At 67.4% G+C, this 11142-nt stretch carries 11 protein-coding genes; 6 read left to right on the forward strand and 5 right to left on the reverse strand.

The window, feature by feature from the left end; all coding sequences use genetic code 11:
• The 5 genes from HV701_RS25860 to mpl all read right to left on the reverse strand — a co-directional run.
• The coding region (locus tag HV701_RS25860; protein WP_175135858.1) for a sensor histidine kinase at positions 1 to 1410 on the reverse strand (1410 nt) is incomplete at its 3' end.
• A complete protein-coding gene (locus HV701_RS25865; RefSeq protein WP_175135859.1) occupies positions 1397 to 2068 on the reverse strand; it encodes a response regulator transcription factor in 672 nt (223 codons plus the stop codon). The genes HV701_RS25860 and HV701_RS25865, both read right to left, overlap by 14 nt.
• Positions 2069 to 2770: 702 nt before the next feature.
• Complete coding sequence (locus tag HV701_RS25870; protein WP_175135860.1) at positions 2771 to 4678, reverse strand: ribonuclease catalytic domain-containing protein; 1908 nt, start codon at positions 4676 to 4678, stop codon at positions 2771 to 2773.
• A 70-nt stretch (positions 4679 to 4748) separates the two neighbouring features.
• Positions 4749 to 5351, reverse strand: coding sequence for a YqiA/YcfP family alpha/beta fold hydrolase (locus HV701_RS25875; RefSeq protein ID WP_175135861.1), 603 nt, complete (start codon positions 5349 to 5351; stop codon positions 4749 to 4751).
• A 50-nt stretch (positions 5352 to 5401) separates the two neighbouring features.
• Positions 5402 to 6772, reverse strand: coding sequence for a UDP-N-acetylmuramate:L-alanyl-gamma-D-glutamyl-meso-diaminopimelate ligase (gene mpl, locus HV701_RS25880; protein WP_175135862.1), 1371 nt, complete (start codon positions 6770 to 6772; stop codon positions 5402 to 5404).
• 98 nt (positions 6773 to 6870) lie between these two features.
• Here mpl and HV701_RS25885 point away from each other — a divergent pair, with 98 nt between their 5' ends.
• The 6 genes from HV701_RS25885 to HV701_RS26920 form a co-directional block, all read left to right on the forward strand.
• Positions 6871 to 7401, forward strand: coding sequence for a TlpA family protein disulfide reductase (locus HV701_RS25885; RefSeq protein WP_175135863.1), 531 nt, complete (start codon positions 6871 to 6873; stop codon positions 7399 to 7401).
• A gap of 89 nt (positions 7402 to 7490) precedes the next feature.
• Positions 7491 to 7925 (forward strand): type II 3-dehydroquinate dehydratase, encoded by a 435-nt coding sequence (aroQ, locus tag HV701_RS25890; RefSeq protein ID WP_175135864.1) that lies wholly within the window; start codon positions 7491 to 7493, stop codon positions 7923 to 7925.
• Positions 7926 to 8013: 88 nt separating this feature from the next.
• Positions 8014 to 8472: an acetyl-CoA carboxylase biotin carboxyl carrier protein gene (gene accB / locus HV701_RS25895; protein WP_175135865.1), complete on the forward strand. Its 459-nt coding sequence runs from the start codon at positions 8014 to 8016 to the stop codon at positions 8470 to 8472.
• A gap of 8 nt (positions 8473 to 8480) precedes the next feature.
• A complete protein-coding gene (gene accC, locus HV701_RS25900; protein WP_175135866.1) occupies positions 8481 to 9827 on the forward strand; it encodes an acetyl-CoA carboxylase biotin carboxylase subunit in 1347 nt (448 codons plus the stop codon).
• A 102-nt stretch (positions 9828 to 9929) separates the two neighbouring features.
• Positions 9930 to 10856, forward strand: a complete 927-nt coding sequence (prmA, locus tag HV701_RS25905; RefSeq protein ID WP_175135867.1) for a 50S ribosomal protein L11 methyltransferase — start codon at positions 9930 to 9932, stop codon at positions 10854 to 10856.
• Positions 10857 to 10876: 20 nt separating this feature from the next.
• Positions 10877 to 11142, forward strand: a 266-nt coding sequence (locus HV701_RS26920; protein ID WP_254595254.1) for a zinc-ribbon domain-containing protein, incomplete at its 3' end; no start/stop codon positions are given.

The following is an 11142-nucleotide window of genomic DNA, read 5'->3' on the forward strand; positions in this document are numbered from 1 at the left end:
GGCCAGCCAGGCGGCCATTGCGCGGCCGGCGCGCTGGCGCGCCAGCGGCAGGATGACGCGCGCCGACAGGCCGCCGCCGGGCCGGTCTTGCAGCCACAGCGAGCCGCCATGCGCCACGGCCACCGAGCGCACGATGGCCAGGCCCAGGCCCGAGCCCGGCAGCGATTCACCGGTGCGGCCGCGGGTGAAACGCTGCTGCACCGCATCCTTTTCGTCGTCGGCGATGCCCGGCCCGCGGTCGGACACTGTCAAGGCCACCCGGTAGCCTGCCACGGGCGTGGCCTGGATATCGACGGTGCCCTGCGGCGCGTAGCGCAGGGCGTTGTCCACCAGGTTGCGCAGCATCTCCCGCAACGCCACGCGATCGCCGGCGATGCGGGCGCGCCGCACGGCCGGCGCGATGTCGATACGCAGGCGCCTTGCCTCCAGCGGGCCGATGCGGCGGCGGGTTTCGTTGATGGTCTCGGCCACGCCCACCAGCGCGCGCGCGCCCTTGCCCAGGCGGTGGGTGATCGTGGCGTCCATCAGCAACTGATTGATGAGCTGGCTGGCGTGGGTGGCATTCTGGTGGATGCGGCCGAGGCGCTCGTGCAGGCGCTGGGGATCGGTTTCATCCAGCGCCACTTCGGCCTGCGCGCGCAGCGAGGCCAGCGGCGTACGCACCTGGTGGGCGGCATCGGCGACCAGGGTATTGAGGGTGTCCATGATGCCCGACAGGCGTTGCATGAAAGCGTTCAGGGCTTCGACCAGGCGCCGCACCTCGGTGGGCACGGGCGTGACCAGCGGCGCCAGGTCGTCCGGCGCCCGCTGCCGCAATTCGCCCTCGACCACCGCCAGCGGCGCGAAGGCGCGCTGCACGCCGAACCATAGCAGGCCCAGCGCCACCAGCGACACCACAATCAGCGGCAGCACGCTGCGGCCCAGGATTTCATCGGCCAGTGCCTCGCGCGATCCCAGCGTTTCCGCCACCCGCACGGTGACCCAGCCGGCGTGCTGGCTGGCCGACACCAGCCGGCCGACGGTGGCGACACGCACCGGCTCATCGTGATAGCGCAGATAGGTGAAGACCGGCGTGGCCGATTGCGCCAGCGGCAGGCCGGGGGCCAGATCGGCGTAGCCGGTAATCAGCCGGCCATTGGAGGCGCGGGCTTCATAGAACACCCGTTCGCTGCCCGACAGCATGGCCAGGGACGAGACCGGTGGTTCGACAGTGACGCCGTTGTCCTCGATCTGCACGGAGCCGGCAATGGTCAGCGCCGACGCCGCCAGCAGCCGGTCGAAGGCCTGCTCGGCCGCGCGTTGGGCATAGCCGCGCAGGAAGAACACCAGGCCGATCAGGGCGCAGGCCAGCAGCGCCGCGCCCAGCGTGAAGACGCGGCGGCGGATGGAGAAGCTCTCAGGCGGGCTCATGGCTGCGGGCCTGGTAGCCGACGCCGCGCACGGTGACGATATCGATGGACGCGCCCGCCAGCTTCTTGCGCAGGCGTGAGATCAGCAGTTCCAGCGCGTTGAGCGAACCGTCGTCCAGGTCGAACAGCTGGTTCATGAGCCGTTCCTTGGCGACCGTCTGGCCCAGTTTTCCCAGCAGGATCTCCAGCAGGCGGAATTCGCGCCGGCCCAGTTCCAGTGGCGCGCCGGCCAGCATGACGTGGCGGTTGGCCAGGTCCAGGCTCAGGTTGCCGTAGGCGGTGATACTGCTGGTCTGCCCGGCGGGGCGCCGCAGCAGGGCCCGCAGGCGGGCTTCGAGTTCACGCAGGTCGAAGGGCTTGACGAGGTAGTCGTCGGCGCCCAGGTCGAGCATGTCGATCTTGTCTTCGATCTCGGAACGCGCGGTCATGACGAGCACGGGCGCGTCCAGCCCGGCGGCGCGCAGTTCGCGGATGACGCTGAAGCCATCCTTGCCGGGCAGGTTGATGTCCAGCACCAGGGCATCCCAGGTCTCGTCCCGGCCCCAGCGCAGCGCGGCGATGCCATCACGCACCCATTGCACGCTGTGGCCCGCCGAGCGCAGCTTGCTTTCCACGGCATCGCCCAGGTCGAGGTTGTCCTCGACCAGCAGAATGCGCATGTCCGTCCTCCGAAATTTGATTTGTGATTTTTCTCGGGAGTTTAACGGGAGGTTTTGATGCTGTCGCGGCGGGGGGATGGGTTCTTTTGGCCGCCCGTGGCGTCGGCGGCCGGTGGGCGCGGGGCTACGATTGCGGTCCGGAGCGTTCGCTCCGGACTGCCCCTGCGTCAACCTCGTACGCCTGCGGCTCCCTACGGTTTCCCTCGGGCGCATCTACACGCCCCGCGCCCACCGGCCGCCGACGCCACGGGCTGCAGCATGATCATTTCACCGGCGCGGGGGCGAATCGAGTGCTTGGCGTTTTGGTGAGATAGTCAAGTGGAGCGGAAAATCTTGCGGGGCCGCCAAAACCGGCCGCGCGGGCGGCCTTCTTTGGCATTTGGGGAGAGGTCGGGCGAGAAGCGGAGGAATCGGTGAGGCAAGGCCGGCGGTGCTCCGTTTGGAAGAATCCGGGATGCATCGGGCGTTCTCTCCCGTGGAGAGGGTCAGCGATGCATCGGGTGTTCTTCCTCGTGGAAGGATCAGCGGTGCATCGCCAGACATCTTCCCCGTCAGCCGTTCTTCCCTGGCATCAGGCGCGCGGCGAACGCTCCGGACCGCAATCGTGGGCGCCCGCCGCCAGGGCCGCCTGCCAGACGGGCGGCCTAAGAAAGACCACCCCGCCGCCAGCAGAAACAGCCTAACGACAAGCCAAACGCCGCCCTAAGCAGCAGCCTCTTCAGCCGCCGGCCCCACCTGCCCCACATACCGGCAATCCAGCTCCAGCGACAACTCATCCATCCCCAGGATCTCCACCTCCACCGCCGTCCCGCGTTCCAGCTCGGGCATCCCCCCGATCCGGGTGACGAGCGGGCAGTTGGCGAAGCGCACCAGGTCTTCGCGCAGCACGTGCGCCACGGTGCGGGTGATGTGGTGCTGCTTCAGCCAGCGCAGGCACCAGTAGCGCTCCATCGCGCTCTGGAACTCGGCCCAGGCCGCGTACTGCGCGTCGAAGGCGCCGATGATCGCGAACAGGTCCGCGTCGCGCGGCTTGAAGGGGGCCACCAGGCGCGCCGAGACGCCGTGCTCGACCGCGGCGATCAGCTGCCACTGGTTCACCAGGTCCACATAGCGGCGCAGCGGCGACGTGCTCCAGGCATATTGCGGCACGCCGATGGCTTCGTGCGGCAGTGCCTGGGTGCTCATGCGGACGCGGCCGGCCTGTTGCGAGCGGTAGATGCCCGGCACGCCGTGCTGGTGCAGCAGGCCGCCCCACAGGTTGTTGGCCAGGATCATGTATTCGGCCACCATCCGGTCCAGCGGCGCGTTGCGCTGGCGCGGCACCAGCCGCACCGGGGTGTCGGGATCGTCGGGGTCACCGTCCAGGTAGAAGCTGTATTCCACCCGCGAATTGTTCTCGGGCTTGCCGCGCACGTTCTCGCGCTGCGCCGACAGCGCCTGCGCCAGCTTCCACAGCGGGCGCAGCCAGTGGCCGTAGGGCAGGTCGGCGGAGGTGTCGTTCAGGCTTGCTTCGGTGACCTGCGCGTCGAGCATGTTGTGGCGCAGGTTCTCGCGCACCACCACGCGCTCCAGGCGCGTGTCGGATTCGATGATCTCGCCGGTTTCCGGATTGGCCACCACGTACAGCGACAGCACCGGCACCTCGCGGCCGGCGTCCAACGAGAACGCCTTGATCACGTTGTCGGGCTGCATCGGGATCTTGTCGCCCGGCATGTAGACGGTCGACAGGCGGGCGCGCGCCAGCTTGTCGAACTCGCTGTCGCGCGTCACGCTCAGGCCGGGCACGGCCACGTGGATGCCGACGCGCAGGTTGCCGTCGGCCAGCGTCGAGACCGACAGGGCGTCGTCGATTTCCGTGGTGGTGATGTCGTCGACCGAATAGATCTCGGCGTCGGACAGCGGCAGTTCGCGGTCGATCGGCGGCAGTTCCAGTTCGGGGAACGCCAGGCCGCGCGGGAAGTTCACCGCCAGGAAGCGGCGCTTGTGCAGCGCCAGCGCGTGCGGCCAGGCGCCCAGTTCCAGCAGCAGGCGGTCAGGGCTCTTGCCGAGCTTGGCGCAGGCGGCGTCCAGCGCCTTCCATTGCTGTGAATTCTTGTCGGGCCGGATCAGCAGCGATTCGGCGGCCTGGGCGATGGGTTCGGGCAAACGGCCGGCGGCCATCTCGTCGACCCATTCCTGCTGCTGCTCGGCCTGGCGCTGCTTTTTCTCCAGCGCGGCCAGGGCGGCGGCCAGGATGTCGGGCGGGGCCGGGCGATAGCGGCCCTTGCCGCGGCGGTGAAAATAGGCGGGCGCGCCGTGCAGGCGCATCAGCAGCGCGGCCTGCTCGACCGGGGTGGGGGCGTGGCCGAAGTAATCGGCCGCCAGCGCGGGCGAATCGAATTCTTCCTGGGGCGCGCATTCCCACAGGAATTGCAGGTCCAGGGTCTCGGCCAGGGCGGCCGCCTGGCTCATCAGCGCGGCCGGTTCGGGCGCGGCGAAATTGAACAGCGTGTTGGCGCGCTTGATCTTGCTGCGCTTGCCCGATTCCGACTCCACCTGCAGGCTGGCGTCGGTTTCGGACAGGATATGGCCGGCCTTGAAGCTGCCGTCGTCTTCGTAAAACACATACATGGTGAGGGTCGTCCTGGGCGGCGCGTGAGCGCCGCCTTGCGCAGCGATATATATATAAGAGTGTAGTGAGTTATCTGGGGTCGGTCGGCGTGGCGCCAAGGGCGAACGCCAGCACCTCCGGCATCCAGTCGGCGAAATCGGACAGGCCATGATCGCTGCCTTGCACGATGCGTTGGCGGCAGCCTGCGTAGCGATCGCGCATTTCGCGCCAGTCCAGCACCTCGTCGCCGGTCGCCGCCACCAGGAAATACCGTTCCGGCTGGCTGATGCGGCTGACGTGCAGGGCGGACAGTTCCGCCACATATTCCGGCAGAAACATGAAGGGCGCGTCGGAATGATACATGCGGTGCTCGCCCACCTGGGTCGCCAGGTCGCGCGCGGCCTCGACCGCGGGATTGAGCAGCACCGCCTTGCAACCGAGCTGCTCGGCCAGCCAGGTGGCGTAGAAACCGCCCAGCGACGAGCCGATCACGGTCAGCGCGCGCGGGTCGGCGGCGCCGGCCAACTGCTGGCCGGCGATGCGCAGCGCCAGGTCAATGGCCTGGCGCGGGCTGGCCGGCAACTGCGGGCAGGCCCAGTCGCCTGCCAGACCGCGGGCGGCCATGGCGTCGGCCATCATGCGGGCCTTGAATGAGGCCGGCGAGGAACGAAAGCCGTGCAGGTAAAGGATCATTGCGTGCCTTTCCGATCGGTCGGCCTGGGTCGCGGGCGGAGGCGCCCGCCTCAGCCGCGCGCCTCCAGGGCGGCCAGCAGCTTGCCGTGGATGCCGCCAAAGCCGCCGTTGCTCATCACCAGCACCTGGTCGCCCGGCAGGGCGGCCTGGGTGACGGCTGCCACCAGGGCATCGATGTCATCGTAACTGGAAGCGCGCTCGCCCAGAGGCGCCAGCACCTCGGCCGGGTTCCAGCCCAGCGCATGTTTGCCGGCGCGGGCGCCGAAGCAGAACACCAGGTCGGCATCGCGCAGGGAGTCCGGCAGGCGCGCGGCCATGGCGCCCAGCTTCATGGTGTTGGAGCGCGGTTCCAGCACCGCCAGGATGCGCGCCGGGCCCACCTGGCGGCGCAGGCCTTCCAGGGTGGTGGCGATGGCGGTGGGGTGGTGCGCGAAATCGTCGTAGACCTTGACGCCATTGACCGTGCCGCGCAGCTCCATCCGGCGCTTCACGCCGCCGAAACGGCTCAGCGCCTCGACGCCCTCGGCGGCCGGCACGCCGGCGTGATCGGCCGCGGCCAGCGCGGCCAGGGCATTCATGCGGTTGTGTTCCCCGCTCAGGGTCCAGCGAACCGTGCCGACGGCGATGCCGTCGCGGCGCACCGCAAAGGCGCCGTCGGCGTCGGGCGTGCCGGCTTGCCAGGCGCCATCGGCGCCGAACGTGACGGTTTCAGACCAGCATCCGCGCGCAATCACGCGATCCAGGGCGTCAGCGTGCGCCGGGCGGATGATGCGGCCGGTTCCCGGGATGGTGCGCACCAGGTGATGGAATTGCGTTTCGATGGCCGCCAGATCGGGAAAGATATCGGCGTGATCGTATTCCAGGTTGTTCAGGATGGCGGTGCGCGGCCGGTAGTGGACGAACTTCGAGCGCTTGTCGAAGAACGCCGTGTCGTACTCGTCCGCCTCGATCACGAAGGGACGCCGCGCCGGGTCATAGCGTGCCGATACATGCAGATCGGTGGCCACGCCGCCGATCAGGAAGTTGGGCGCCAGGCCCGCGGCTTCCAGGATCCAGGCCAGCATCGAACTGGTGGTGGTCTTGCCGTGGGTGCCGGCCACGGCCAGCACGTGGGCGCCAGGCAGGATGTTGTCGCCCAGCCACTGCGGGCCGGACACATAGCGCGCGCCCGATTCCAGGATGGCTTCCATCAGGGGGTTGCCACGGCTGACGACATTGCCGATGACGTACAGGTCCGGCTTGAGCGCCATCTGTTCCGGACCGAAGCCTTCGATCAGTTCGATTCCCTGTTCGGACAACTGGGTGCTCATGGGCGGGTAGACGCCCGCATCGCAGCCCGTGACCTTGTGGCCGGCGGCGCGCGCGATCAGCGCCAGGCCGCCCATGAACGTACCGCAGATGCCAAGAATGTGCAGATGCATTGAAAACTCTCCTGCCCCGCATTGTATAGATAGGCGGCGGTCATGCCGGCGCGCCGGCGCTTGCGGCGCAAACCGGCCGCAGCGGTTATGATCGCGCCATGAATCGACGCCTACTCCTTTCCGCCGCCGTGGCCGTGGCCGCCACGGTCGCGGGTGGCTACACCTTGCTGGGCCGAAACAAGCCGCAGCCGGCGGCGCCCGCCGCCGAGGATCCCGTCGCCGCCCTGATACAGATGAAATTGCCCGACCTGAACGGCGCGACGCAGTCGCTGGCCGGCTGGAAAGGCCAACCCATCGTGGTCAATTTCTGGGCCACCTGGTGCGCGCCCTGCGTCAGGGAAATGCCCGAACTCGACGCTTTGCAGAAAAAACACCCGCAGGTTCGCTTTGTCGGTATCGGGGTCGATTCAGCGTCCAACATGCAAAAATTTGTCGAGAAAGTACAGGTTTCCTATCCCTTGTGGGTGATGGGCGCCGGGGCGGTCGATACCCTGCGCAAACTCGGAAACCCGAGCGGCGGCTTGCCATTTACTATTGTTTTCAATGCAGATGGCAGCATTAACCGGAAGATATTGGGTGAAATCCAACCGGATGACCTGAGCCAGACACTCTCTGGTTTTAAGGCGTAAGTCTGTTGGACAAATAGTAGGAATTGGCGTAAAAAGCTGGTTTATCGGCTGTTTTGCCAACAATTGGCAATCCACTCATTGGCAAGCGCATGGCGCAAAACATACTGGTATTGCATGGCCCGAACCTGAACCTGCTCGGCACCCGGGAACCTCATATCTACGGCAGCCTCACGCTGTCTCAGATCAACGAGGGCCTGGAGCGGCTGGCCGGTGAATTGGGCGCCACGCTGAACGCGTGGCAAGGCAATCATGAAGGCGCGCTGGTTGACCGCATTCAGGCGGCCCGGCAAGACGGCACCGATTTCATCATCATCAACGCGGCGGCATATACGCACACCAGCGTCGCGATTCGCGATGCGCTGGCCGGGGTCGCGATCCCATTTATTGAAGTACATTTGTCCAACCTGTATAAGCGAGAGCCCTTCAGGCATCACTCATATCTGTCCGACTTGGCGGTGGGCCTCATCAGCGGCCTGGGCGCGGACGGTTACGAAGCGGCTCTGCGTTACGCAGTGCGGCATTGATCTCGCATCAACTCTCAGCTTTTACATCTTATATGGCGCGGACCCGGACACCGGGGCGTTGCCGACACTATCTCGGGAAGCAGCTTCTATGGACCTTCGAAAACTCAAAACCCTGATCGACCTGGTGGCTGAATCGGGCATCGCCGAGCTGGAAATCACTGAAGGCGAAGGCAAGGTTCGCATCGTCAAGTTCTCGCAGACCCTGCAGCCGGTGGCCTACCACCAGCCGGAAGCCGGCGCCGCCGCCGCGCCGGTCGCGCCTGCTGCCCCGGCCGCGCCGGCCGCGCCGGCCGAGGCCGCCCCGGTGGTGCAGGGCCACGTGGTCAAGGCGCCGATGGTCGGCACCTTCTATCGCTCGCCGAATCCGGGCGCCGCGCCGTTCATCGACGTCGGCCAGTCGGTCAAGGAAGGCGATCCGCTGTGCATCATTGAAGCCATGAAGCTGCTCAATGAAATCGAAGCCGACAAGTCCGGCGTCATCAAAGAAATCCTGGTCGAGAACGGCGAGCCCGTCGAGTACGGCCAACCCCTGTTCGTCATTGGCTGATAGCTGAAATGTTCGAAAAAATCCTGATCGCCAATCGGGGCGAAATCGCCCTGCGCATTCAGCGCGCCTGCCGCGAGCTGGGCATCAAGACCGTGGTGGTGCACTCCGAGGCCGACCGCGAAGCCAAGTACGTGCGCCTGGCCGATGAATCCGTGTGCATCGGGCCTGCGCCGTCGCGTGAGAGCTACCTCAACATGCCGGCCATCATTTCGGCGGCCGAAGTCACGGATTCCGAGGCAATCCACCCGGGTTACGGGTTCTTGTCCGAAAATGCCGACTTCGCCGATCGCGTCGAAAAGAGCGGCTTCGTGTTCATCGGCCCGCGCCCCGACACCATCCGCCTGATGGGCGACAAGGTCAGCGCCAAGCGCGCCATGATCGAAGCCGGCGTGCCGGTGGTGCCGGGCTCCGAGGGCGCGTTGCCCGACGATCCGCAGGAAATCATCCGTGTTGCGCGCGAAGTCGGCTATCCGGTCATCATCAAGGCCGCCGGCGGCGGTGGTGGCCGTGGCATGCGCGTGGTGTACACCGAGGCCGCGTTGCTGAACGCCGTCACCATGACGCGTTCGGAAGCGGGCGCCGCGTTCAACAACCCGGAAGTCTATATGGAGAAGTTCCTCGAGAACCCGCGCCATGTGGAAATCCAGGTGCTGGCCGACGGCGGTCGCAACGCCGTCTGGCTGGGCGAGCGCGACTGCTCCATGCAGCGCCGCCACCAGAAGGTCATCGAGGAAGCGCCGGCCCCGGGCATCGCGCGCCGCCTGATCGAGCGCATCGGCGACCGCTGTGCCGACGCCTGCCGCAAGATGGGCTACCGCGGCGCCGGCACGTTCGAGTTCCTGTATGAAAATGGCGAGTTCTATTTCATCGAAATGAACACCCGCATCCAGGTCGAACACCCGGTCACCGAGCTGATCACCGGCATCGACCTGGTGCAGCAGCAGATCCTGATCGCCGCCGGCGAGAAGTTCACGCTGCGCCAGCGCGACATCACCTTCAAGGGCCATGCGATCGAGTGCCGCATCAACGCCGAGGATCCGTTCCGCTTCGTGCCCAGCCCCGGCCGCATCACCAACTGGCACACGCCGGGCGGCCCGGGCGTGCGCATCGATTCGCATGCGTTCAACGGCTATTTCGTGCCGCCGAACTATGATTCGATGATCGCCAAGGTCATCACCTACGGCGACACGCGCGACCAGGCCCTGGCGCGCATGCGCACGGCGCTGTCGGAAATGGTGGTGGAAGGCATTTCCACCAATATCCCGCTGCACCGCGAACTGCTGCAGGATGCCCGCTTCGTCGAAGGCGGCACCAGCATCCACTACCTGGAAAACAAGCTGGCCCAGCGTCCCTGACCAGCCGATAGCAGGGGGGCCTCGGCCCCCTTTTTACTGCCTTAACCGGCCACCCGGGCCGCGGCGCATGCCGCGGCCCGTTGGCCAGATGGAAGAATCATCATGCGTGAACTCGTGCTCCACTGCCAGGAGGCGCAAGCCGAAGCCCTGTCCGACGCGCTGCTGGAAGCGGGCGTGCTGTCGGTGTCGGTCGAGGACGCCGACCTGGGCACCGACGACGAGCGTCCGCTGTTCGGCGAGCCGGGCACCGAGCCCGACGTGCAGGCCTGGGAACGCAACCGCGTCGTGGCCCTGCTGCCGGACGGAGCCGATCCCGCGCAGATCATGGAAGAAGCCGCCGCGGCCGGCGAACTCGATCCCGCCTTGTTCGCCGGCTGGAGCCTGCGCGACGTGCCGGACGCCGACTGGGTGCGCCTGACGCAATCGCAGTTCGGTCCCATCCACATCGCCGAACGTCTCTGGATCGTGCCCAGCTGGCACCGCGACAGCCCGGACGTGCCGGGCCTGGAAACCGCCGCGGCCGAGGACGGGGCCATCCATATCGAACTCGACCCGGGCCTGGCTTTCGGCACCGGCAGCCATCCGACCACGCACCTGTGCCTGGCCTGGCTCGAAGCCGAACTGCCCCGCGGCGCGACGCTGCTGGACTATGGCTGCGGCTCGGGCATCCTGGCGATTGCCGCGCGCAAGCTGGGCGCCGGCCCCACCCAGGCGGTCGACATCGACGCCCAGGCGGTGCAGAGCACGGTCTTCAACGCCGAGGTCAACCACGTCGAATTGCAGGCCATGCTGCCCGACGGCCTGGCCGAGGGCACCTTCGAGGTGGTCGTGGCCAACATCCTGTCCAACCCGCTCAAGGTGCTGGCCCCGATGCTGGCCGGCCGGGTGGCCGCGGGCGGCCACCTGGTGTTGTCCGGCGTGCTGGAGCGGCAGGCCGAGGAAGTGGCCGCCGCCTACGCGCCCTGGATCGCCATGTCGGTCTGGCGCGCCCGCGACGGCTGGGTCTGCCTGCACGGCCAGAAGGCCTGAGTTTTTCGCCGGATCGCGCCATGGCCCTGACCACCCGTTGCCCGCAATGCGGTACGTCATTCAAGGTGGTGCCCGACCAGCTTCGGGTCCGCAATGGCCTGGTGCGCTGCGGCGCCTGCGCCACCGTGTTCGACGGCCGCGCCTGCCTGCTGCCGGCGACGGGCGTACCGGCGGCTGACGTTCCCAAGCCGGCCGCCGTCACGCCACAGATCCCGCCCGCGCCCGCCGAACCGCCGGCCAGCGCGGTGCCGCAGGCGATCGCCGCGCCGGTGCTGGCGCCGTCGCC

The organism is Achromobacter pulmonis (assembly GCF_902859765.1).
GTDB lineage: Bacteria > Pseudomonadota > Gammaproteobacteria > Burkholderiales > Burkholderiaceae_B > Achromobacter > Achromobacter pulmonis.

Bases quoted from the DNA above. Each gene is read 5' to 3' on its own strand.
- HV701_RS25865 (WP_175135859.1), bottom strand. From the start codon at position 2,068: ATGCGCATTCTGCTGGTCGAGGACAACCTCGACCTGGGCGATGCCGTG.
- HV701_RS25870 (WP_175135860.1), bottom strand. From the start codon at position 4,678: ATGTATGTGTTTTACGAAGACGACGGCAGCTTCAAGGCCGGCCATATC.
- HV701_RS25875 (WP_175135861.1), bottom strand. From the start codon at position 5,351: ATGATCCTTTACCTGCACGGCTTTCGTTCCTCGCCGGCCTCATTCAAG.
- mpl (WP_175135862.1), bottom strand. From the start codon at position 6,772: ATGCATCTGCACATTCTTGGCATCTGCGGTACGTTCATGGGCGGCCTG.
- HV701_RS25885 (WP_175135863.1), top strand. From the start codon at position 6,871: ATGAATCGACGCCTACTCCTTTCCGCCGCCGTGGCCGTGGCCGCCACG.
- aroQ (WP_175135864.1), top strand. From the start codon at position 7,491: ATGGCGCAAAACATACTGGTATTGCATGGCCCGAACCTGAACCTGCTC.
- accB (WP_175135865.1), top strand. From the start codon at position 8,014: ATGGACCTTCGAAAACTCAAAACCCTGATCGACCTGGTGGCTGAATCG.
- accC (WP_175135866.1), top strand. From the start codon at position 8,481: ATGTTCGAAAAAATCCTGATCGCCAATCGGGGCGAAATCGCCCTGCGC.
- prmA (WP_175135867.1), top strand. From the start codon at position 9,930: ATGCGTGAACTCGTGCTCCACTGCCAGGAGGCGCAAGCCGAAGCCCTG.